Here is a 22,438-nt window from a genome sequence, read left to right on the forward strand (position 1 = left end):
CGGAGATCTTGCTAAGTAAAAGGCGCCGGGGAGGCGCCTTTTGGTATTTACTCGTCGAGGAAGCTTTTTAGCACTTCCGAGCGCGATGGGTGGCGCAGTTTGCGCAACGCCTTGGCTTCGATCTGCCGGATCCGCTCCCGGGTGACGTCGAACTGCTTGCCGACTTCTTCCAGGGTGTGATCGGTGTTCATATCGATGCCAAACCGCATCCGAAGAACCTTGGCTTCACGGGCGGTGAGGCCGGCCAGTACTTCGTTGGTGGCGTTTTTCAGGCTTTCCATGGTGGCTGAGTCCAGTGGCGATTCGCCGCTGGTATCCTCGATAAAGTCGCCCAGATGCGAATCTTCATCATCACCGATCGGAGTTTCCATTGAAATCGGCTCTTTGGCGATTTTCAGCACCTTGCGGATTTTGTCTTCCGGCATTTGCATGCGCTCGGACAATTCTTCCGGTGTCGGTTCGCGGCCCATTTCCTGCAGCATCTGCCGGGAGATCCGGTTCAGCTTGTTGATGGTTTCGATCATGTGCACTGGAATACGGATGGTGCGGGCCTGATCGGCAATCGAACGGGTAATGGCCTGACGGATCCACCAGGTGGCGTAGGTGGAAAACTTGTAGCCACGACGGTATTCAAACTTATCCACCGCTTTCATCAGACCGATGTTGCCTTCCTGGATCAAATCAAGGAATTGCAAACCACGGTTGGTGTATTTCTTGGCAATCGAGATAACCAGACGCAGGTTGGCCTCGACCATTTCTTTCTTGGCCCGGCGTGCTTTGGCTTCACCAATCGACATCCGACGGTTGATGTCTTTGATTTTGGCGATGCTAAGGCCGGTTTCTTCTTCGACTTTTTTCAGCTTTTCAATGCAGCGGAATAAATCATCTTTGAAATCAGCAAGTTTCTCAGAGTGTGGTTTCTTGGCTGCAATTTCAGCGTCGATCCAGGCCGAAGAGGTTTCATTGCCAGTAAAGGCTTTAACGAAGGCCTTCTTGGGCATTTTGGCGTGCTCGACGCTGTGTTTCATGATCAAGCGTTCTTGCACCCGCACCCGATCCATCATTTCCCGCATGTTTTTGACCAGGCGGTCAAATTGCTTCGGTACCAGACGGAAGCAGCGGAACACTTCGCTCAGCTTCAGAATTTCTTCTTTGGTGGTGGCGTGCTCACGGCCATTGTTAACAATGGAGTTGCGGGTGATGTCGTACTGATCGCGTAGCTCAGCAAATTTGACCCGTGCAACCTCCGGATCCGGACCGCTGTCGCCATCATCGGAGTCATCGCTGTCGTCGTCATCGTCGCTGTCATCGTCGTCATCGTTGTTGGACTCTGGCACATCCGAACCAATGTTGGTGCCGATGACCGGCGCTTCTTCCAGCTCATTCGGATCGACAAAAGCGGTAACGATATCGCTCAGTCGCATTTGGTCGGCTTCGTATTTGTCCCATAATTCCAGCAGGTAAGTGATGGCTTCGGGGTACTCGGCGACCGAGGTTTGCACCTGATTGATGCCGTCTTCAATGCGTTTGGCGATTTCAATTTCGCCGTCGCGGGTCAACAGCTCGACGGTGCCCATTTCCCGCATGTACATCCGCACCGGATCGGTGGTACGGCCCAGTTCTTTGTCGACGCTGACCAAGGCTTGGGCGGCTTCTTCTGCTGCATCGTCATCGGCGGCAGCATCCGCCATAATCAAATCATCGGCATCGGGGGCAGATTCAAACACCTGAATCCCCATGTCGTTGATCATGCGGATGATATCTTCAATTTGCTCCGAGTCGATAATGTCTTGTGGAAGGTGGTCATTGACTTCGGCAAAGGTGAGGTACCCTTGCTCTTTACCTTTCAAGATTAGGAGTTTGAGTTGCGACTGAGGACTTTGCTCCATAGAGGCTGTTCTTCCACTCAAGTTAATGATTAAACGAATTGCGAACTTTCAATTATAGCAAACTGCGGCATTTCTAGCCAGCAATTAGCTGGGGGCCGTTCGCGGTTTTCTGCTTTTCAGCGCGGTTAACAACAACAGGTATTCTTGCTGCTCAGCCGGGGTCAGCTTTTGCAGCTTGGCGGTACGTTCCAGCGCTTCCAGTCGCTGTTGCAGGTATTGATCTTCAATCGCTGCAAAGGTGTCGATAAACTCTGGTTCAATTTGCTCTGGCTCCAGTTGCGGATCCCAGACTGCCAGCTTATTGAGTATTGTGTACTCTGGGCTATCGCGCCAGTGCTCCAACAATTGCGCGGTGCGGATGCCTGGGCTGTCGATGATTTTTTGTTGCAGGGCCAGCAGCAACTCAATACCGGGCAAACTGGCGCCAGCCAAATCCCTGGCTTGCACAATGGCGTTGGCCAGCATCGGGTATTGCAACAGCAAAGCAATGGCGCGGCGCATCGGTGTCATCGCCTGAGCTTTTGGCAAAAAGCGTGCGCTGCTGCCTTTGGCTGGGGCCGCTGTTGGCGCCTTGGCTTTGCCTATCAGGTTGTGCAGCTTATCGCTGAGCTGTTCGCGATAAAATTCGCTGGGGATCTGGCCCAGCAAGGCTTTGCCCTCTGCCAGCAAGGCCGACTTGCCGGCATCGCTGCGGACATCGTGCAGCGACAGCAAGTGTTCAAAAAAGTACTGTTGCAAACTGCTGGCGTTGGCGATGCGCTGTAAAAAAGCGGTTTTGCCTTCTTGCTGCACCATGCTGTCCGGATCTTCGCCATCGGGTAAAAATACGAACTTGAGCTCCACCCCATCTTTTAGTTGTGGCAAGGCATTTTGCAAGGCACGCCAGGCTGCATCGCGACCGGCCCGATCGCCATCGTAACAGCAGACTACCGAGCGGCAGTAACGAAACAGGGTTTGCATGTGATCGCTGGTGGTGGCGGTGCCGAGGCTTGCCACGGCAAAATCGATGCCTTGCTCCGACAAAGCCACCACATCCATGTAGCCTTCAACCACCAGTACCTGATCCAGCCGTTCTTGCTGCTGACGGGCTTCGAACAACCCATAGAGCTCACGCCCTTTATGAAACAGCCGGGTTTCCGGCGAGTTCAGGTATTTGGGCGTGCCGTCATCAAACACCCGACCGCCAAAGGCGATGACCCGACCACGGCGATCGCGAATGGGAAACATCAAACGATGACGGAAAAAATCGTACTCGCGGCCCTGGTCATTGCGGTTGGTGAGCTTGAGTTCAAACAACTGATCGCGTGTCTTTTTGTCCGAGCCAAGCTGACGCAGCAAGAAATCCCAGCTATCTGGCGCGACCCCGATGCCAAATTTTTGCACTGTGGCCGGACTTAAACCGCGCCGCTTCAGGTAGGCCTGTGCTTCTGCACTGGCTGGGCCTTGCTGCAATTGTTGTTGCCAGAGGGTGCTGGCTTTTTGCATCAACTGATAGTCATCGGCCTGACCTGTGGGCCGGGCCGGGCCACCACCTTCACGCGGCACTTCCAGATGGTGCATGGCCGCCAGTTCTTCAATGGCCTCCGGAAACTCCAGTTGCTCGTATTCCATTAAGAAGGTAATGGCATTGCCATGGGCGCCACAGCCAAAACAATGGTAAAACTGTTTGTCCTGACTGACAGTGAAGGAGGGCGTTTTTTCGTTATGAAAAGGGCAGCAAGCCGAATGATTGCGGCCTTTTTTTTTCAAAGGCACACGCTGATCAATCAGCTCGACGATGTCGGTTCGAGCCAGCAAATCATCAATAAACTGTCGCGGGATCTGTCCTGCCACTGGATAGTTTCACTTTGCTCAGAAAAAGACAAACCGTGCCAAAAGCACGGTGTGGTCAGCCAGGCTGTTGTCTGTGCCGGCCGTATTCACAGCCGGTCGACAGTATGACGCTTTATTGCTTTGTGAGCTGCTTGCACAGCCGCTGCATGCCGGGCAATAAAACGCAGTTGCAGCGCTTCGGTCTAGTACAGATTAGTACAGACGGATGCGGCGTGCATTTTCGCGAGAAAGCTTCTTGGCATGGCGTTTAACCGCTGCCGCTTTCTTGAGCTTACGAATCCAGGTAGGCTTCTCGTAGAATTCTTTTGCGCGCACGTCAGCCAGGATACCGGCTTTTTCACAAGAGCGCTTGAAACGACGCAGAGCTACGTCAAAGGGTTCGTTTTCTTTTACTTTAACAACAGGCATTAAATTCTCACCTCGGTTTATCCGGTCAGTCAGCGACCAATACGATTAAAAATGGTGCGGCATTTTACTCAAAAGCCAGGGGGCTTGTAAAGGGATTCTGTGGATCGCTGGTGATTTAGCTCGGATCCCAGTACAATTCGCGGGTTTTCGGCCGGAGGTAACGATGCGGGTACTGGGAATTGAGACGTCCTGTGATGAAACAGGCATTGCCATTTACGACACCAAACTGGGCTTATTAAGCCATCAGCTGTACAGCCAGGTCAAGTTGCATGCCGATTACGGCGGGGTGGTACCGGAGCTGGCATCGCGTGACCATGTGCGTAAAACCCTGCCGTTGATCCGAGCTGCGCTAAAAGAAGCCAACAGCAATGCCGCTGATATTGAAGGCGTGGCCTATACCGCAGGACCCGGCCTGGCCGGTGCCTTGCTGGTAGGTGCCTCCATTGGCCGTAGTCTAGCCTTTGCCTGGCAAAAACCGGCTATCGGCGTGCATCATATGGAAGGCCACTTGCTGGCACCGATGCTGGAAGCTGAGCCGCCGGCCTTTCCTTTTTTAGCCTTGCTGGTATCCGGTGGCCACACCCAACTGGTGGCGGTGGCCGGCATTGGCCAGTACCAACTGTTGGGCGAGTCCATCGACGATGCCGCCGGTGAAGCCTTTGATAAAACAGCCAAATTAATGGGGCTGGATTACCCCGGTGGACCTTTGCTGGCCAAAATGGCGGTTGCAGGCAACCCGGCGGCGCACCGTTTTCCGCGGCCCATGCTGGACAGGCCCGGACTGGACTTTAGTTTCAGTGGCCTGAAAACCGCGGCCTCACAAGTCATTGCCAAAGCTGGCAGCGATGCGCAAAGCCGGGCCGATATCGCGGCTTCATTTCAACAAGCGGTGGTGGATACTCTGGTCGCCAAGTGCGAGCGGGCGCTGGAGCAAACGGGTCTGAGTCGTTTGGTGGTGGCCGGTGGTGTCAGTGCCAATAGTTCGCTGCGTGAACAGCTGGCTGCTTTGTTGAAAAAACGCGGCGGTGCCGTTTTTTATCCGCGGAAAGAGTTTTGCACCGACAATGGTGCCATGATTGCCTTTGCCGGTCATCAACGTTTGCTGGCTGGGCAGCAGCAGGATCTGGCGATTGCGGTGCAACCGCGTTGGCCGATGGAGCAGCTGTCAGCTCTGTAAGCCGGGCTATTCTTTCAGATTTTTATCTTTATCCCAAACCCGGCTTTCAGTACCACGTAAAAGCCGGGCAATATTCTGATGATGGCGGGCAATAATCAATACGCTGAGCATCAGCACCGGCAGGGTGTACATCGGCTTGATAAACCAGGTAAAGACCGGCGCCAGGCCGACGGTAATAATGGCGGCCAACGACGAGTAGCCGGTAATGGCCAGCACCAGCACCCAGCTGGCCAGCAACAGGCCGGTTAAATCCAGCCCTATCGGCATCATGGTGCCAAGGGCGGTGGCTACCGCCTTCCCCCCTTTAAAACCAAAAAACAGCGGGTAGATGTGGCCCAGGCAGGCGCAAATACCAATCAGCCCCAGGTAAAGGGGCTCCACGCCCAAAAAGTAGGATCCCCAGACCGGAATGGTGCCTTTTAAAATATCAAACAACAGCACCAGTGCTGCTGGCAGCTTACCGCCGCTGCGCAGCACATTGGTGGCACCGGGGTTGTTGGATCCAGTGGTTCTGGGATCGGGCAAGCGAAACAGCTTGCTAATCAGCACCGCCGACGAGATGGATCCCAGCAAATACGCCAGCAGCATCAGAGTCAGGATCAAGGGTGTCATCAATGCGGTTCCTCAGCCTGGATTTTTACGTTAAGATCGGCGTCGCCTGGTCAAGGTGGTGACAACCTATCCAATCGGCCTGTCTTCGCATCTTACCCTGAACCTGCAGTGGAATGAACTGATGGATACTGTTTTTATTAAAAAGTTGTGCATCGATACGGTGATTGGTGTGTACGAATGGGAAAAATCCATTCAGCAGCGGCTGGAGTTGGATTTGGAGCTGCAGTGCGATACCCGTCAGGCTGCTGCCAGTGACGATATCCGTCAGGCGCTGGATTACAGTGTGATAGCGACCCAGGTGACCGAGCTGGTGCAGCGCGAACCCATTGAGCTGATCGAAACTGTGGCTGAGCGGGTGGCGGCCTTGTTGTTGCAAAACTTTGTTACCGACCGTGTGCAGGTCAGCGTAAGCAAACCCGGTGCGGTACCCACCGCCGAAACCGTCGGTGTGCGCATTGTGCGGGAGGCCAGCTGATGGCCTTGATACTGATCAGCATTGGCAGCAATATCGAACGGGAAAAACACATCCGGGCCGCCATTGCAGAGCTCAAAGCCGCCTTTGGCGCCTTGCAGGTATCCTCTGTCTACGAAAGTGAAGCGGTTGGTTTTGACGGCGATCCCTTTTACAACCTGGTGGTGGGCGCCAACACCGAGTTATCGGTTGAAGCCTGCGTTGAGTTGTTTAAAGCCATTGAAGATCGTCATGGCCGCAAACGCGATGTGGCACGTTTTTCCGGCCGGACGCTGGATTTGGACTTGCTGACCTACGATCAGATGATGTGCCAGCAGCCGATTGAACTTCCACGTGATGAAATCACCAAAAATGCCTTTGTATTGTTGCCGCTGGCAGAGCTGGTTCCAGAGCAGATCCACCCACCCAGTGGCCTGACGTATCGTCAATTATGGCAAGACTACCCGAAACAGCAAAAGTTGTGGACGGTGCCTTTTTCATGGAGTGAAAGCTAAGTGAGTACCATCGAAATTCTTATTTTATCGATTATTCAGGGCATTACTGAATTTCTTCCTATATCTTCCTCGGCACATTTGATCTTGCCCTCGGCCATTTTGGGCTGGGAGGATCAAGGCGTTGCCTTTGATGTGGCGGTGCATGTCGGCACCCTGGCTGCAGTAGTGCTGTATTTTCGTCGCGATGTGGGGCGGATTTTGGTGGGCTGGATGCACTCCCTACGGGGGCAACAAAGCACCCATGGCACTCTGGGCTGGATGCTGATTGTGGCCACCATACCGGCGGGTTTGGCCGGCTTGCTGTTCGCCGGCCTGATTGAAACGGTACTGCGTTCGCCCTGGGTGATCGCCTGCACCACGCTGATTTTTGGTAGCTTGCTCTGGTACGCCGACCGAACCGCCAAACAGCAAACCGATGTGATGCATTTAAGCTGGCGCCAGGTGCTGGTGATTGGGGTGGCCCAGGCCGTGTCGCTGATTCCGGGCACCTCACGCTCTGGTGTGACCATGACGGCCGGCCTGATGATGGGGCTGGATCGCGCCAGTGCCGCCCGTTTTTCGTTCTTAATGTCGATTCCGATCATTGTGCTGATAGGGCTCTATCAAACCAGCAAGTTGATAAAAAACCCGGAGATTTACGATATTCCAGCGCTTGGTTTGGGCATGCTGCTGTCCTTTTTCAGTGCACTGGTGTGCATTCATTTGTTTTTAAAAATCATCAGCCGGATGGGCATGCTGCCCTTTGTCATTTACCGGTTGGCACTGGGCATTGGCCTGGTGATCTTTTTAACCTGGTTCGCCGGCTAAGGCCCGATGTACGACCCCTTGCTGGATAAGACACCCGGTTGCAATGTCCCTTACCCGACATCTTACTGGGCAGGGCAGCAGCAAGCCGGGCCTGGTTATCCGGCTTTGCAGCACGACTGCACTGCCGATGTGGTGGTAATAGGGGCTGGTTATACTGGCCTGAATGCTGCCCGGGTGCTGGCCGAGCGCTTTTCACAGCAGGTGGTGGTGTTGGAGGCGCACCAGCCCGGTTGGGGCTGCAGCGGACGTAACGCCGGCTTTGTACTAAAAGGCTCCGGCCGGCTCGGGGCGGTGCAGCTGACCGAGCGCTTTGGCCTGAAAACGGCTCAGGCCTGTTACCGCGAATACCGGCTGGCTTTTGAGCAAGTGGCGGCACTTTGCCAACAGGGTGCGATCGCTTGTCAGGCTCAGCCGCCTGGGTACTACAAACTGGCGCATCAGCCGCGCTTTTTAGCTGTATTTGAACAGCAGCAACAGCTACTCAATCAGCATTTTGGGGAACGATTGCAATGCCTGAGCCAGGCCGAGTTGCAGCAAGAGCATCTGGCTGATCAGCAGGCCTGTGGTGCTTTGCTCGACCCGGACTGCTTTGGGGTCAACCCGCTGCAACTGGCGCTGGGTTACAGCCAGTTGGCTGAGCAGGCCGGTGCGACCCTCTATGGCGGCTCACCCGTGCTGGGTTGGCAGCAGCTTCTAGGCCAGCACCGGTTGCAAACCCCTCAAGGCTCGGTAACGGCCAAAAAAGTGCTGATCGCCACCAATGGCTATACGCCGAAAGATTTTCATCCGCTGCTCAATGGGCGCATCCTGCCGGTACTCAGCAGCATCCTTGTCACCCGGCCGCTGACGGAGGCTGAGCGAAAGGCTTGTGGTTTTCGTGGTCAGCCCATTGTGATGGATACCCGATCGCTGAAATACTACTACCGCTTATTGCCGGATGGCCGTTTGTTGTTTGGTGGCCGCGGGGCTATTCAGGGCCGACATGCCGATAAACCCCGTTACACCAAGGCTTTACTAAGCGCTTTGCAGCGCAGTTTTCCGGCTCTGGCTGGCATTGCCGTTGATTATCAGTGGAGCGGTTGGGTGGCGGTGTCGCTGGACGATCTACCGCACCTGCATCAGGCGCCAAAGGACAGTCGCTATGCCGGTGTCAGTTACGCCGCTGGCTATTGCGGCAGTGGCTTGTCGTTTTCTGCGCTGGCCGGGCAACGGCTGGCGGAGCTTGCGATGGGGCAATCCATTCCGGATTTGCCGTGCTACCGCCAGCCATTGAGGCGCTTTCCGATGGCCCGCTGGCGCCGGCTTGGCCAGTGGCTTTATTATCAATGGGGACGCTGGCAGGATCAGCGCCACTAGTTGCTTAGTTGCTCGAAGTGAAGGAGTTTTGCATGAACAAAAGTATGCTCACCAATGGCGTGGCACTGGCATTGACTATCGCTGGTTTTGGCCTGGCGCAGCCCTGGTTGCTCACCACCGGCTTATTTGCCTTGTCCGGCGGTTTGACCAACTGGCTGGCGGTGCATATGTTGTTTGAAAAAGTACCCGGCCTTTATGGCTCCGGCGTGATCCCGGTCCGCTTTGAGCAGCTCAAACAAAGCCTGCAGCAGCTGTTGATGACACAGTTTTTTAGCAGCGACAACATCGACCGCTTTTTGCATCAGCAAGATGAATACGGCGAGCCGATGAAGCTGGAGCTTGGCCCGGTCATCGAGCAGGTGGAGCTGGATCCTGCTTTTGATGCGCTGTTAAAGGTGGTGGAAGAGTCCTCCTTTGGCTCCATGCTGATGATGGTGGGTGGCAAAAAGGTGCTGCTGCCACTGCGTGAGCCCTTTATACAAGAACTCAAAGCTGCTCTGACCGAGATTGCTGACTCCGATGCCTTCCAGCAGCAGGTCTTATTGCAGTTGGAGCGCCCAGAGCAGATGCAGCAAATTCAGCAGCACATTGAAACCATTGTCGAGGCCCGGCTGGATGAACTCACGCCTGAGCTGGTGAAGCAGATGCTGCAACAGATGATCAAAGAGCACCTGGGCTGGCTGGTGGTGTGGGGTGGTTTCTTTGGCGGCCTGTTGGGCTTGCTGGCTGCTTTGGTACTGAATGGTTAACCAGCAGGCAAAGCCTGCTGGTTATTTTCATCCCTTTTAGCCCGGATGCTGGTGCTCGGCGGCGGTTTCCTGATGATGCCCCGGTGCAGCCATCGGTTTGTTTTCATGGCGCCACAACAACAGCGCAAACACCAGGCCGGTGACGGCAAGGCCGGTGTAAAACCACATGCCAGGCGCATAACCGGCGACATTGTCGGCACTGGCTTGATTCAGATCATTCAGATAACCAATCACCGGGGGCACGATGGACCAGCCGATTTGCTGGCACAAGGTCATGGTGGCGTAGGCGGTGCCTAAGCGGCGCTGATCAACGGTGTATGCCACCGAAGGCCACATTGCTGCTGGTACCAGCGAAAAGACGCAGCCTAGCAGCAGCATCACCAGCAACAAGGTCAGTGGAATGCTGCTGCCAAACACCATCACCGGCACGCCGGCCGGCAGGTAGGTGACCGCCAGAAACAGCGGCAGCATCAACAAACAGCCAACCGTCATAAAAAGACCGCGCCGGCCAACTTTATCGATTAGCAAACCGAACAGCGGGGTGGCGATAATAGCCGATACCATCATCATGCTGTTGAGCATACCGGCCGCCTCTCGCGCCAGGCCATGGGCTTCCTGAAAGTACATAATGGCAAAGGTACGGAACGGGAAAATGGTGGAGTAAAACACCACGCAGAGTGCCACAATAAACCAGTAGCGCTGACCGAATAAGAACAACTCTTTGAACTTCAGTTTATCGGTCTGGCCAGTGGCGCCCAGATCAAAGCGTCCTTCACAGCGTTTTTCCTGCAGCCAATACAGCATGGCAGCCGTCACCGAAATACCGGCGAAGGCGGTCGCCAGCCACAAGGGATCTTGCCAGTTGCTGTACAGCGGGCTGGCAAAGCTGGTCGACCAATCGGCCGAAGCCGAGCCTAAACGGGATAGCGATAAATTGATGCCAAAAGCAAAACTCAGCTCTTTGCCTTTAAACCACTTGGCCAGCACCGTGGTGGCAGCCACAATCAAAGGCTCGGAGCCAAGACCCAGCAGCAAGCGGCCACTGGCAATGATTTCGTAGCGGGGGCTGATGGCGGTGACAATGGCGCCAACCAAACAAATGCTGGCAAACAGCAGCAAAGCACGTTTGGTGCCGTAGCGGTCGATAATAATACCGCCAATCAGCAGAGCGACGATGGCTCCCAGGTTGTAGATGGAGATTAAAAAGCCGGTTTGCTGATTGCTAAAGCCCAGATCGCTTTGCAGCAAGTCAATTACCGGGCCAAGCGAGTCGTAGACATAGTAATTGCCAAACATCGCCAGGCTAACAAACAGCAGCACCAGCCAGCGGTGCAAAGGGGTAGGCCGGGGCAGGGCCGGGTGTGTTGGATTCATGGTGGTTGTGTTCTCATTCTAAGTGCATCGGTCGATGCTTTTTATCCAGCTTGTACTGTAACGGAGCATTACCTGTCAGGCAATGCTGACAAGGTTGTCAGGCTGTTGTCAGCTTTTGTTACAAAACAGATTTGCACTGCTTGCAGCAGCTTCGTACTATGCTGGGATGCATTTTTAGCCATCAAGGATTTCACCATGAAAAAACTCAGTGTCTTGGCTGTGAGTGTCGCGATGGCCCTCGGCCTCACGGCCTGCGATAACCGTCAAAGCCAAACGGAACAACCCTCGTCATCCCCAACGTCTGCGCAAACAGCCCCGGCGGAGGTGGCATTGACCTCGGGTGTGGAGTTGGAAAACTTTGACAGCAGCGTACGCTTTCAGGATGACTTTTATTACGCCGTCAATGGCAACTGGATTGAGAACAACCCCATCCCGGCCGATCGCTCCCGCATCGGCTCTTTCGATATCTTGCATCAGCAAGCCCAGCAGGCAGTGCTGGATATTATTGAAGAGGTAGCGGCCCGTACCGATTTGGTTGAAGGCTCCAATGAGCACAAGCTGGCCAGCTTCTACAACAGCTTTATGGATCAGGATAAGCTGAATCTGCTGGGCATTGAGCCCATTCAGCCTTTGCTTCAGCGTATCGCTGCCATGGAATCGACCGAACAGCTCGGTCAGGTCCAAGCGGAATTGCAGCGCGATGGCGTGGCGGGCTTGTTTGGCTGGTACGTCAACAACGATGCCCGTGAGTCGACGCAGTACGCGGTCTATTTGTTTCAGGGCGGGCTGGGCTTGCCGGATCGCGATTATTACTTCAACGAGGATGACGATTCATTGCGGTTAAAAGCCGCATATCAGGACTATGTCGCAGATATGTTGGCACTGGCCGGCGTAGCTGACTCGACTGACGCAGCTGAACAGATCCTGGCTCTGGAGCATGCACTGGCCGAGCACCACTGGACCCGGCTGGACAGCCGCAACGCTGACAAAACCTACAACAAGAAAACACCGGCAGAGCTCAGTGCCTTGTTTGGCAATTTTGATTGGGCGGCTTACGCCACTGTGTTTGGTGTACCCGCCGAGCAAGATGTGATTGTGGCACAGCCATCCTACTTCTCGGGCTTGTCGGACATCATTGCCAGCACCGACCTGGCAACCTGGCAGGCCTATCTGACCTACCGCACCATCCACAGCTTTGCCCCGCAACTGAGCGAAACCGTGGCCGATCGCCGTTTTGCCTTTTACAGCCAGACCTTGCAAGGGGTCGAAGAGCAACAACCGCGCTGGCGCCGTGCAGTAGATACCACCAACTCTGTGTTGGGCGAGCTGGTCGGGCAGCTCTATGTCGAGCGGCACTTTAACGAAGCGGCCAAAGCGCGGATGGAGGAGCTGGTTGAGAACGTGCTGCTGGCGTTTGGCGAGTCGATCAAAGAGCTGGAATGGATGTCGGATGCCACCAAAGAGGCAGCACTGGCAAAGCTCAGCACCTTTACCACCAAAATTGGCTATCCGGATAAGTGGCAGGATTACTCGGATTTGACCATTAAAGCCGGTGATCTGGTCGGCAACAGCATTCGGGCCAGTCAGCGGGCTTATGATCAGATGGTCGGTAAACTGGGTGGCCCTATCCAGCGTCACGAATGGTTTATGACCCCGCAAACCGTCAATGCTTACTACAACCCGGTGATGAACGAAATTGTCTTTCCGGCTGCGATTTTGCAACCGCCTTTCTTCGATATGAATGCCGATGATGCGGTCAATTACGGTGCCATAGGCGCTGTGATTGGCCATGAAATTGGTCATGGTTTTGACGATCAGGGCGCTAAGTACGATGGCGATGGCAATCTGCGCGACTGGTGGACTGCCGAAGACCTGGAGCGCTTCCAGCAACTGGGTGCCCGTTTAAGTGCCCAGTACAGCCAGTTTGAGCCTTTCCCTGGTGTTTTTGTCGATGGCGATGTGGCGCTAGGTGAGAACATTGGCGATCTGGGCGGCATGACGGTGGCACTGCGCGCTTATAAGTTGTCGCTTGGCGGCGAAGAAGCTCCGGTGTTGGATGGCTTTACCGGCTTGCAGCGTTTCTTTATTGGTTGGGCGCAGATTTGGCGTGCCAATTTCCGCGAAGAAGCCCTGCGCCGTCAGTTAAGCACCGGGCCGCACTCACCCCCCTACTACCGGGTGATTGGTGTGCTGCCGAATATTCCGGAGTTTTACCAGGCCTTTGATGTGCAGCCAGGCGATGCTATGTATTTACCGGAGGAAGAGCGCGTCAAGATCTGGTAATCATTTTCTGTTATACTTCCACCGGTTAACAGGCAGTCGCAGTGCGGCTGCCTGTTTGCGTGCCGATATTGCCTGTTTGACATTCAACTGGTCTTACCATTTTATTCAGCCGGTTTATACCGGTTATAACCGGATGCGACCACAGGCCAATGTTTTTCCGGCACGTAATTTCTTATAATCACGCAGGTACAATTCCAGAGTCGGCGCTTGCCGGCAGTGCATCCCAGCACAGAGCCGCTAAGCGTCACCAACGACCAAGAGGACACTACAGTGCTACAAGAATATCGTGATCACGTCGCCGAGCGCGCGGCAGAAGGCATCCCGGCCAAGCCGCTGAATGCCGAACAAGTGGCGGCCTTAGTCGAGCTGCTGAAAAACCCACCTCAGGGCGAAGAAGCCTTTCTGGTCGATTTGCTGGAAAACCGTATTCCACCAGGCGTGGACGAGGCGGCTTATGTCAAAGCCGGCTTTTTAGCCGCGGTTGCCAAAGGTGAGACCCAATGTCCTTTAGTGACCCCGGAGCGTGCTACCGAACTGCTGGGCACCATGATGGGCGGTTACAACATTGAGCCTTTGGTCAGTCTGCTGGATCATGCGACCTTGGCGCCTTTGGCTGCCAAAGCCCTGTCACACACGCTGCTGATTTTTGATGCTTTCCACGATGTGACCGAAAAGGCCGATGCGGGCAATGCCTTTGCCAAGCAAGTGGTGGAATCCTGGGCCGAAGCCGAATGGTTCAAAGCCAAACCAGCGCTGGCAGAAAAGATTACCCTGACGGTGTTTAAAGTCACCGGTGAAACCAACACCGACGACCTGTCACCGGCACCGGATGCCTGGTCACGGCCGGATATCCCACTGCACGCGCTGGCGATGCTGAAAAACAGCCGTGAAGGCATTGAGCCGGATGAGCAGGGCGTGCGTGGCCCGATCAAGCAATTGGAAGCCCTGAAAGAAAAAGGTTTCCCATTAGCCTATGTCGGCGATGTGGTCGGTACCGGCTCGTCGCGTAAATCTGCCACCAACTCGGTGCTGTGGTTTATGGGCGACGACATCCCCTACGTGCCCAACAAGCGCGGTGGTGGTTTCGTACTGGGTGGCAAGATTGCACCGATTTTCTTCAACACCATGGAAGACTCTGGCGCGCTGCCGATTGAAGTGGATGTCTCCAACCTGAACATGGGTGATGTGATTGATATCTATCCGTATCAGGGCAAAGTGTGCCGTCATGACAGTGACGAGGTGGTGGCTGAATTCAGCCTGGCGACCGAAGTGTTGCTGGATGAAGTGCAGGCTGGCGGCCGTATTCCACTGATCATTGGCCGTGGTTTAACCGACCGTGCCCGTGAGTTTCTGAAGCTGGAACCATCCACGGTGTTCCGTCGCCCAAGTGCCAAAGACGACAGTGGTAAAGGCTTCACTCTGGCGCAGAAAATGGTGGGTAAAGCCTGTGGCGTGGCGGGTGTGCGTCCTGGTACTTACTGCGAGCCTAAGATGACTACGGTCGGCTCCCAGGATACCACTGGCCCGATGACCCGTGACGAGCTAAAAGATCTGGCCTGTCTCGGTTTCTCGGCCGATCTGGTAATGCAGTCGTTCTGCCATACCGCCGCCTATCCAAAGCCGGTCGATGTCGATACCCACCACACCCTGCCTGATTTTATTATGAACCGTGGCGGTGTGTCCCTGCGTCCGGCCGATGGCATTATCCACTCCTGGTTAAACCGCATGCTGATGCCTGATACCGTCGGTACCGGTGGTGATTCACACACCCGCTTCCCGATCGGTATTTCTTTCCCGGCAGGTTCTGGTTTGGTCGCTTTTGCTGCGGCAACCGGCGTGATGCCGCTGGATATGCCAGAGTCGGTGCTGGTGCGCTTTAAAGGTGAGATGCAGCCGGGTATTACCCTGCGTGACCTGGTGCATGCGATCCCGTACTACGCCATTCAGCAAGGTTTGCTGACGGTGGAGAAAAAAGGCAAGAAGAACATCTTCTCTGGCCGTATTCTGGAAATCGAAGGCTTGCCGAACCTGACTGTTGAGCAGGCGTTTGAGCTGTCCGATGCCTCGGCCGAGCGCTCTGCTGCCGGTTGTACCATCAAGCTGTCGGAAGCTTCCATTGCTGAGTACCTTGAGTCCAATATTGTAATGCTGAAGTGGATGATTGCCGAAGGCTATGGCGATCGCCGCACCATCGAGCGTCGTATTCAGGCGATGCAGGAATGGCTGGCCAAGCCAGAGCTGATGGAAGCCGATGCCGATGCCGAGTACAGCGAAGTGATTGAAATCGACCTGAGCGAAATCAAAGAGCCGATCCTCTGTGCACCGAACGATCCGGACGATGCCCGTCTGTTGTCGGAAGTGGCTGGCGATAAGATTGATGAAGTCTTTATCGGCTCCTGCATGACCAACATCGGTCACTTCCGCGCCGCCGGTAAGCTGCTGGACAAACACAAAGGCCAGCTGCCAACCCGTTTGTGGATTGCTCCGCCAACCAAGATGGACCAGGCGCAGCTGACCGATGAAGGCTATTACAGCATCTACGGCAAAGTCGGTGCCCGCACCGAAATGCCAGGTTGCTCGCTGTGTATGGGCAACCAGGCACGGGTGGCTGAGAACTCCACCGTGGTCTCTACTTCTACCCGGAACTTCCCGAACCGCTTGGGTCAGGGCGCAAACGTCTACCTCGCCTCGGCCGAACTGGCTGCGGTCAGCTCCATCATTGGTCGTCTGCCAACCGTTGCCGAGTACCTGGAGTACGCCAAGCAGATTGATGCGACAGCGGCCGATACTTACCGCTACCTGAACTTCCACAAAATGCCGCAGTACACCAAAAAAGCGGATAATGTGATTATTCAGCAAGCGGTGTAATCAGCACCTGCAATCCTAAAAAGACCTGCCGCGGCAGGTCTTTTTTTGACTTAAAATCGAACCAGCTAGTTACCATAGGCAACACAATAATGCACTACATTCAACGAGAGCTTCGGTTATCCCCGTATCGGCGTGGCTTTCATTTGATCACGCAGGATGTTATCCGTGCGCTACCGGAATTGACGATGGTGCAGCAGGGGCTGCTGCATGTGTTTATTAAACACAGCTCGGCGTCGCTGACCATCAATGAAAATGCCGATCCGACCGTGCGCGGCGATTTTGAGCGCTTTTTCAATCGGGCGGTGCCGGAAAACGAGCCTTACTACCAACATACAGACGAAGGCCCGGACGATATGCCGGCCCACCTGAAAGCCAGTTTGCTCGGCAGCAGTGTGACGGTGCCAGTGACGGCAGGGCGGTTGAATTTAGGCACCTGGCAGGGTATTTATCTGGGCGAACACCGCGATCACGCCAGCGGCAGAAGCTTGGTGCTGACGCTGCATGGCAGTTAAGCTCGCTATCAGGCCAGCAAAGCCAGTTTAATCTCGCCGTAGGAGTACTGCTCGCCAAGTTCTTCTTTCAGGACCTTCAGGCTATCTGCTCCCAGCCGTTCAGCTGCCTGGCGAACGGCGGCTAGCTTATCCGCTGAGACCAGCTCGGTCAGCTCCAGCTCTCCCTGTGCCACGTAATGCGCCAGATGGTTTTCGATGGTGCCCCGGACCAGGCCGCGACGCTCGGCAATCTGCTCCAGGCTGAGCCCCTGCTTAAACAAAGTAAAGCTCTCCAGTCGGCTATCAACTTTGTTGCTGCGCGCCGTGGCTTTGGTGGGGTTGGCTGTCGCCAGGTTGGGCTGCAGATCCTGCTGTTGGCAATAATCGGCCACCAGCTGCAGCAGTGCATCGCCGTATTTCTCCACCGTAGCAGGGCCTACTTTGGGCAGGGCCAGCAAGGCGGGCTTGTTGCCTGGCAGGGCATTGGCAATATGCAGCAGCACCTGTTGATGCAGAACTCGAAAGTGCGCCACCTGCTCGCTGCTGGCCTTGTCAGCGCGCCAACGCTTGAGCGCCTCAAACAGCTCTGGGTGTTGTAGATCATCAAGCTCAATCTTTGCGACGGCTTTTTTGGCTGCATTTTGATTGCTGGTATCGATTTGTGCCCGCGCCACGGCATCCAGGTAGTGGCTGCTGGTAAAGCCCTGCTGCATGCAGTGAAGTGCTGCCTGTTTGATGGCAAGCTGCTGGCGCAGCTGCTCGATGGTTTTGGTCAGTTGTTTGCGGATGGCCTGGTTGTCCGTGTCAAAAGCAAATGCATCCAGCCAGGCTTGCAAGGCAGAGAGCTTATCCTTGAAATAATCGCCGGCCTTGTTCAGTCGCTCCAGCAGGGGGGCTTGCTGCTGTGGCTCCTGCTGCGGATGGAAGAGCGACTTGAGTTGACGCTCAAAGCTGCTGGCTACCGCCAGCACCTCCGTATCCAGACGCTGGCGGATAGCCGCCAGCTGGTCGGCGCTGCTGCTGCGGATCAGTGACTGCTGCTGGTGCAGCAGAGTACTGAGGCTCCTAAGTTGGTGGCCCAATTGGCTAAAGTCGAATGCATCCAGTAGCAGCGCTTGCTGGTAGTCAATTTTGGCCTGCTGCACCTGAGCTTGGTCTGGCAGCGCTTGCTCTCGGCTAAACTGGCTGACGGCCTGGTCGGTCAGCACAGAGCGTGCCGAGAGCGGCGTCTTTAATACCAGGCCGTCAAAGCGTTTGCAGCGACTGAGGGCGACATAGATCTGGCCATGGGAGAAGGCCGCTTCGCCGTCGATGATAGCCCGCTCGAACGTCAGGCCCTGACTCTTGTGAATGGTGACCGCCCAGGCAAGTCGCAGTGGGATCTGCTTAAAGCTGCCAATCACCTGCTCTTGGATAGCGCCTGATGCCTTGTCCAAGCCATACTTGATATTTTCCCAGCTGACGGGCGACAGCTGAATATCTTGCGCTTCGCCGGGGCAGCGCACCGATACCGACTCTTTATCCAGTTGGGTAATGACACCGGTTTTGCCGTTGTAATAGCGCTGCTCGGCATTATCATTTCGCATAAACATCACCTGAGCCCCTACTTTTAGCAGCAGTGTTTCGGCGACCGGATAGTTTTGCGACGGATAATCGCCTTCAATCACGGCGGTAAACTCCAGTCCGGGCCCTGGCAGCCTGGCCAATTGCTGCTCATTGATGGCATCGGCACTGTGATTGTGGGTGGTCAGGGTAATGTAATCTTCCCCCGATGCGGGTTGAAAGTCGGGTTGATAGCGGCTGTTTAGCAGGGCGAGGGTGGCTTCATCCAACTGGTTGTCGCGCACTTTGTTCAGCAGCTCAATAAAGCGCGGATCGGACTGGCGGTAGACCCGCTGCAATTCAATGGTCAGCCAGGGCGTTTGTTGCAGCGCCTTGCTTGAGAAAAAGTAGCCGTTGTCGTAGCTGCTTTTTAGCAGCTCCCAATCCTGCGCTTTGACCACCGGCGCCAGCTGATGCAGATCGCCAATCATCAGCAATTGCACCCCGCCAAAAGGCTGGTTGTTGCGCCGGTAACGTCTAAGCACGGCATCGACCGCATCCAGCGTATCGGCCCGGACCATACTGATTTCATCAATGACCAACAGGTTCAGACTACGGAGCAGATTGATTTTTTCCTGACTAAAGCGCTGTGGTTGCACCAAGCTGCTGCCCGGCAGCCAGGGACCAAAGGGCAACTGAAAGAATGAGTGCAGGGTAACACCACCGGCATTCACCGCAGCCACGCCGGTAGGCGCCGTCACCACCATGCGTTTGGGCGAGTGCTGCTTCAGCTCACGCAGAAAGCTGGTCTTGCCGGTCCCGGCTTTGCCGGTTAGAAACAGGTTGCGGCCGGTATGCTCTAGCAGCTCTCTGGCCAGCTGCAGCGGCTCGTTGATGGTTGAGACTGGGGTCTGTGCCATGCGTTGTCGTCCTTGCTGTTCGAGTGGTATCCTAGCCAAAAGTTAGACTTTATGATGCAAAAATGCAAATTTATTGTTTTTATGCTGGGGTTGTGCTGTGCAGAGCCCTTTTCGACATTGCAGCCGATCGGTATCAATCCATACTCTGTAGGCGCTTTGCCTGCTGAATCGCCTCCAACCGTGCCTGCTGCAGTGCTTGCTTGATGGCATCGCCTTTCATACCTGGCTGAATCAGAGCTTTGATATCAACGGCCTGAGCGGCGGCGGCGAGCTTCGGTAATAACTGCTCGCCCGGGTAGTCGGCCTTTTCAAAGCCGGTACGGCCGCGTAAATCGGCGATACAGCAGCGGATAATGGCATCCAGTCGCTCGGGTTTGCGCCAGAGGTCAATGCCATCAAACAGTTTTAACACGGTGCTGGCTTTGAGCTCTGTCGCTCGATGGATCAGTTGATGGTACTGGCAGACCAAGAGCGCCAGATCCCGGCAATCGTTCGGGACTTTTAAACGCTGACACAGCTGACGGATCAGCGGTAAGCCAGTGTGCTCATGGCCATGATGCGAGGGCCAGTGCTCTGGCGGGCTAACGCCTTTACCCAAATCATGCACCAGGGCAGCAAAACGAATGTCGATACGCTCGGACAGTTGTGCTGCATGCTGCAGTACCAGCAAGGTATGCACACCGGTATCAATTTCCGGGTGCCATTTGGCTGGCTGGGGCACACCCCAAAGGGCATCGATCTCTGGCATCAGCTGCTTTAAAGCACCGCAGCGTCTTAGCAATTCAATAAAGGCTTCCGGGTGCTGGGTGCTGAGCGCTTTACTGAGTTCCTGCCAGACGCGCTCTGCGCTTAATGCCTGCAGCTCACCGCTGTCACTCAGTTGCTGCATCAGGGCAAGGGTGTCGTCGGCCACTTGAAAACCCAGGTGGTAATAGCGGGCATAAAAACGGGCCACTCGCAGTACCCGGAGCGGATCTTCAGCAAAAGCCGGTGAGACATGGCGCAGCAGCCGTGCTTTCAGATCCGCCACGCCGCCATAAGGGTCGACCAGGCTGCCATCCTCGGCTTTGGCGATGGCATTGATGGTCAGATCACGCCGGGCTAAATCCTGCTCCAGCGTGACATCGGGCGCCGCGTAAGTCACAAAGCCGGTGTACCCCGAGCCTTGTTTGCGTTCGGTACGGGCCAGCGCATATTCTTCTTTGGTTTTGGGGTGCAAAAAAACCGGGAAGTCTTTGCCTACTTGCTGGTAGCCTAAATCCAGCAGTTGTTGCGGGTGCGCGCCCACCACCACCCAATCCCGCTCATGAAAGGGGTAAGCAAGCAATTCATCGCGAACAGCACCGCCAACAAGATATATCTGCACAGGCTTTTACCTTGAGTGTTTTTTTGCCATTATACCCATCCACTGAAACTTTTCAGCGATTAGCACAGGAAGCGCGCATGTACACCGGCTTTTTTGGCCTGCACAGCCAGCCTTTTTCGATTGCTCCAAACCCGGACTTCCTCTACCTGAGTGGGCGTCACGCCGAGGCTCTGGCACATCTTCGCTATGGCCTTGGCGATGCAGGCGGTTTTGTGTTGTTGACCGGTGAGGTGGGGACTGGCAAAACCACCGTTTCCCGTGCTTTGTTGCAGGAATTGGATGAAACGACTGAGTTGGCTTTTATTCTCAACCCAACTTTGTCGGAGCTGGAGCTGTTGGCGACCATTTGCGACGAGCTGCGCATCCGCTACAAAAAATCGGACGCCAGTCTGAAAATGCTGGGCGATAAAATTAAAAATCGTTTGCTGAAAAACCACCAGCAGGGCAAGCAAACCTTGCTGATTATTGATGAAGCCCAGCATTTGCAGCCGGTGGTGCTGGAGCAGCTGCGGCTACTGACCAACCTGGAAACCAACAGCCAAAAGTTGTTGCAAGTGATTTTGATTGGGCAGCCCGAGTTGCAACAACTCTTGCAGCGCTCGGATTTACGTCAGCTGGCGCAACGCATCACAGCGCGGTATCATCTGATGCCACTCACCGAAGCGGAAGTGCAGCAGTACCTGGCGTATCGCCTTAAGATTGCCGGCTCGGAAAGGCCGGTGTTTGATGCAGCTGCCAGGCGTCAATTGTACCAGCGCAGTCAGGGGATCCCGCGTTTGCTGAACCTGTTGGCCGATAGAGCCATGTTGGCCGCTTATGCCAGGCAAAAACCGCTGGTCGGTAAAGCGGAGGTGCAGCAGGCGGCGAAAGAAGTTTTGCCTGCCAGTGTCGCCTCTGCTCAGTTGGTACAGCCCGGTGTCTGGCTTTGGTTATTGGCTTTGGTCCCTTTAATGGCCGCTTTGGGGTATCTATTGGCGCGCTGGCTCCATTAAGGTTTAAGCAGCAGCCCCTTGGTTTCGCTTTTTTCAGGAGTATTGGATGTCCATTTTGATGGATGCGTTAAAACAGCAACAAGCAATCAGCAGTGCGCCTGCAGCCAGTCGGTCGGCTGTGTTTTGGTTGGGCGTATTGGCCGGTGCAAGTTTGCTTGCTGTGGCACTGGCTGCAGGTTACTGGTTGGGCAGTCAACAACAGCCAGTGATTGAAGCCAAAGCAGAGCAGACGGCAAGTACCCAGCCTGAGCTGGCCAGTCAGCAGCAAATTCTGGCTGCGCTAACCACCGAGCTGAAGCCGGCAGAGTCAGCGCAACTGCAAGCGCAAGAGCAAGCAACGACAGTTGAGTCGGTGGATCCCGTCAGAGCCATGCCAGAGACTGAAACAGTCCAAGTCGCTGCTGAGCCAGTGACCAGGCCAGCGCAACCAGCGATGCCATCGTTGGATGAGCTGGAAGATACCGAGGTCTCGGCGGAGTTGCAGCAGCGATTTGCCCAGGCAATGGATGAGCTGGAGCAAGAAGGCTCTGGCCGCAGTCAGGTCCGGGTGCACGACGCACCGGCCCGTGATATTACCGAGTTGGCACCTCAGGTACAGCGGCAATTGCCGCCGATGCGTTTTGAAGCCCATGTGTTTGCCACTATGCCATCGAGGCGTTGGGTCAAGGTGAATGGGCGTACCTTGCAACAAGGTCAGTGGCTTACCACCGATATTCAATTGGTCGAGATCCACCAGAACCATGTGGTCTTGCGTTACCGCCAACTGGAGTTCAGCATGGCAGCGCTTAGCGAGTGGCCGGGCTAG

Annotated in this window: 18 protein-coding genes; 11 read left to right on the forward strand and 7 right to left on the reverse strand. The window is 55.2% G+C overall.

Annotated features, from left to right (window positions below; translation table 11 throughout):
- Positions 1-47 precede the first annotated feature (47 nt).
- From rpoD to rpsU, 3 genes are all read right to left on the reverse strand, one after another.
- Positions 48-1,889, reverse strand: a complete 1,842-nt coding sequence (gene rpoD / locus Q3O59_RS01450; protein WP_305943911.1) for an RNA polymerase sigma factor RpoD — start codon at positions 1,887-1,889, stop codon at positions 48-50.
- 84 nt (positions 1,890-1,973) lie between these two features.
- Positions 1,974-3,722, reverse strand: a complete 1,749-nt coding sequence (gene dnaG / locus Q3O59_RS01455; protein ID WP_305943912.1) for a DNA primase — start codon at positions 3,720-3,722, stop codon at positions 1,974-1,976.
- Between the two features lie 192 nt (positions 3,723-3,914).
- Entirely contained in the window at positions 3,915-4,130 is a 216-nt protein-coding gene (gene rpsU, locus Q3O59_RS01460) for a 30S ribosomal protein S21 (RefSeq protein ID WP_305943913.1), read from the reverse strand.
- Positions 4,131-4,293: 163 nt separating this feature from the next.
- Between rpsU and tsaD the strand changes: the two genes are divergently transcribed.
- On the forward strand, positions 4,294-5,307 hold the full coding sequence (gene tsaD, locus Q3O59_RS01465) for a tRNA (adenosine(37)-N6)-threonylcarbamoyltransferase complex transferase subunit TsaD (protein ID WP_305943914.1): 1,014 nt from the start codon (positions 4,294-4,296) through the stop codon (positions 5,305-5,307).
- Between the two features lie 6 nt (positions 5,308-5,313).
- On the opposite strand, the gene plsY is transcribed toward tsaD, so the two are convergent.
- Positions 5,314-5,919, reverse strand: a complete 606-nt coding sequence (gene plsY, locus Q3O59_RS01470) for a glycerol-3-phosphate 1-O-acyltransferase PlsY (RefSeq protein WP_305943915.1) — start codon at positions 5,917-5,919, stop codon at positions 5,314-5,316.
- Positions 5,920-6,040: 121 nt separating this feature from the next.
- Between plsY and folB the strand changes: the two genes are divergently transcribed.
- Genes folB through Q3O59_RS01495 form a run of 5 tightly spaced genes read left to right on the forward strand, consistent with a single transcriptional unit; the run spans position 6,041 to position 9,797 of the window.
- A complete protein-coding gene (gene folB / locus Q3O59_RS01475; protein WP_305944433.1) occupies positions 6,041-6,394 on the forward strand; it encodes a dihydroneopterin aldolase in 354 nt (117 codons plus the stop codon).
- On the forward strand, positions 6,394-6,885 hold the full coding sequence (gene folK / locus Q3O59_RS01480) for a 2-amino-4-hydroxy-6-hydroxymethyldihydropteridine diphosphokinase (RefSeq protein WP_305943916.1): 492 nt from the start codon (positions 6,394-6,396) through the stop codon (positions 6,883-6,885). The genes folB and folK overlap by 1 nt, the downstream gene beginning before the upstream one ends.
- Complete coding sequence (locus Q3O59_RS01485) at positions 6,886-7,692, forward strand: undecaprenyl-diphosphate phosphatase (RefSeq protein WP_305943917.1); 807 nt, start codon at positions 6,886-6,888, stop codon at positions 7,690-7,692. It begins immediately after the preceding gene.
- A gap of 6 nt (positions 7,693-7,698) precedes the next feature.
- Positions 7,699-9,048: an NAD(P)/FAD-dependent oxidoreductase gene (locus Q3O59_RS01490; RefSeq protein ID WP_305943918.1), complete on the forward strand. Its 1,350-nt coding sequence runs from the start codon at positions 7,699-7,701 to the stop codon at positions 9,046-9,048.
- Between the two features lie 32 nt (positions 9,049-9,080).
- Complete coding sequence (locus Q3O59_RS01495; RefSeq protein WP_305943919.1) at positions 9,081-9,797, forward strand: DUF445 domain-containing protein; 717 nt, start codon at positions 9,081-9,083, stop codon at positions 9,795-9,797.
- Between the two features lie 36 nt (positions 9,798-9,833).
- Here the strand turns inward: Q3O59_RS01495 and Q3O59_RS01500 are convergent, their stop codons facing one another.
- A complete protein-coding gene (locus tag Q3O59_RS01500) occupies positions 9,834-11,171 on the reverse strand; it encodes an MFS transporter (RefSeq protein ID WP_305943920.1) in 1,338 nt (445 codons plus the stop codon).
- A gap of 195 nt (positions 11,172-11,366) precedes the next feature.
- On the opposite strand from Q3O59_RS01500, the gene Q3O59_RS01505 reads away from it, so the two are divergent.
- The 3 genes from Q3O59_RS01505 to Q3O59_RS01515 all read left to right on the forward strand — a co-directional run bounded on the left by Q3O59_RS01505 (position 11,367) and on the right by Q3O59_RS01515 (position 16,834).
- The gene (locus Q3O59_RS01505) at positions 11,367-13,454 is read left to right on the forward strand and encodes a M13 family metallopeptidase (protein WP_305943921.1); all 2,088 of its coding nucleotides are present in this window, start codon (positions 11,367-11,369) and stop codon (positions 13,452-13,454) included.
- A 270-nt stretch (positions 13,455-13,724) separates the two neighbouring features.
- Positions 13,725-16,322, forward strand: a complete 2,598-nt coding sequence (acnB, locus tag Q3O59_RS01510; protein ID WP_305943922.1) for a bifunctional aconitate hydratase 2/2-methylisocitrate dehydratase — start codon at positions 13,725-13,727, stop codon at positions 16,320-16,322.
- Between the two features lie 89 nt (positions 16,323-16,411).
- The gene (locus tag Q3O59_RS01515; RefSeq protein WP_305943923.1) at positions 16,412-16,834 is read left to right on the forward strand and encodes a secondary thiamine-phosphate synthase enzyme YjbQ; all 423 of its coding nucleotides are present in this window, start codon (positions 16,412-16,414) and stop codon (positions 16,832-16,834) included.
- An 8-nt stretch (positions 16,835-16,842) separates the two neighbouring features.
- Here the strand turns inward: Q3O59_RS01515 and Q3O59_RS01520 are convergent, their stop codons facing one another.
- Positions 16,843-19,275, reverse strand: coding sequence for a helix-turn-helix domain-containing protein (locus Q3O59_RS01520; RefSeq protein WP_305943924.1), 2,433 nt, complete (start codon positions 19,273-19,275; stop codon positions 16,843-16,845).
- Positions 19,276-19,408: 133 nt separating this feature from the next.
- Positions 19,409-20,641 (reverse strand): multifunctional CCA addition/repair protein, encoded by a 1,233-nt coding sequence (locus tag Q3O59_RS01525; protein ID WP_305943925.1) that lies wholly within the window; start codon positions 20,639-20,641, stop codon positions 19,409-19,411.
- 77 nt (positions 20,642-20,718) lie between these two features.
- Between Q3O59_RS01525 and Q3O59_RS01530 the strand changes: the two genes are divergently transcribed.
- Both Q3O59_RS01530 and Q3O59_RS01535 read left to right on the forward strand, forming a co-directional pair.
- Positions 20,719-21,633 (forward strand): ExeA family protein, encoded by a 915-nt coding sequence (locus Q3O59_RS01530; protein WP_305943926.1) that lies wholly within the window; start codon positions 20,719-20,721, stop codon positions 21,631-21,633.
- Between the two features lie 46 nt (positions 21,634-21,679).
- A complete protein-coding gene (locus Q3O59_RS01535) occupies positions 21,680-22,438 on the forward strand; it encodes a general secretion pathway protein GspB (RefSeq protein ID WP_305943927.1) in 759 nt (252 codons plus the stop codon).

This window comes from Alkalimonas delamerensis (assembly GCF_030717955.1).
Taxonomy (GTDB): domain Bacteria; phylum Pseudomonadota; class Gammaproteobacteria; order Enterobacterales; family Alteromonadaceae; genus Alkalimonas; species Alkalimonas delamerensis.

Coding starts and splice junctions, on each gene's coding strand:
- plsY (WP_305943915.1), bottom strand. CDS start 5,919: ATGACACCCTTGATCCTGACTCTGATGCTGCTGGCGTATTTGCTGGGA.
- Q3O59_RS01530 (WP_305943926.1), top strand. CDS start 20,719: ATGTACACCGGCTTTTTTGGCCTGCACAGCCAGCCTTTTTCGATTGCT.
- rpsU (WP_305943913.1), bottom strand. CDS start 4,130: ATGCCTGTTGTTAAAGTAAAAGAAAACGAACCCTTTGACGTAGCTCTG.
- Q3O59_RS01515 (WP_305943923.1), top strand. CDS start 16,412: ATGCACTACATTCAACGAGAGCTTCGGTTATCCCCGTATCGGCGTGGC.
- folB (WP_305944433.1), top strand. CDS start 6,041: ATGGATACTGTTTTTATTAAAAAGTTGTGCATCGATACGGTGATTGGT.
- folK (WP_305943916.1), top strand. CDS start 6,394: ATGGCCTTGATACTGATCAGCATTGGCAGCAATATCGAACGGGAAAAA.
- Q3O59_RS01495 (WP_305943919.1), top strand. CDS start 9,081: ATGAACAAAAGTATGCTCACCAATGGCGTGGCACTGGCATTGACTATC.
- Q3O59_RS01520 (WP_305943924.1), bottom strand. CDS start 19,275: ATGGCACAGACCCCAGTCTCAACCATCAACGAGCCGCTGCAGCTGGCC.
- Q3O59_RS01490 (WP_305943918.1), top strand. CDS start 7,699: ATGTACGACCCCTTGCTGGATAAGACACCCGGTTGCAATGTCCCTTAC.
- tsaD (WP_305943914.1), top strand. CDS start 4,294: ATGCGGGTACTGGGAATTGAGACGTCCTGTGATGAAACAGGCATTGCC.
- Q3O59_RS01505 (WP_305943921.1), top strand. CDS start 11,367: ATGAAAAAACTCAGTGTCTTGGCTGTGAGTGTCGCGATGGCCCTCGGC.
- Q3O59_RS01500 (WP_305943920.1), bottom strand. CDS start 11,171: ATGAATCCAACACACCCGGCCCTGCCCCGGCCTACCCCTTTGCACCGC.
- Q3O59_RS01535 (WP_305943927.1), top strand. CDS start 21,680: ATGTCCATTTTGATGGATGCGTTAAAACAGCAACAAGCAATCAGCAGT.
- rpoD (WP_305943911.1), bottom strand. CDS start 1,889: ATGGAGCAAAGTCCTCAGTCGCAACTCAAACTCCTAATCTTGAAAGGT.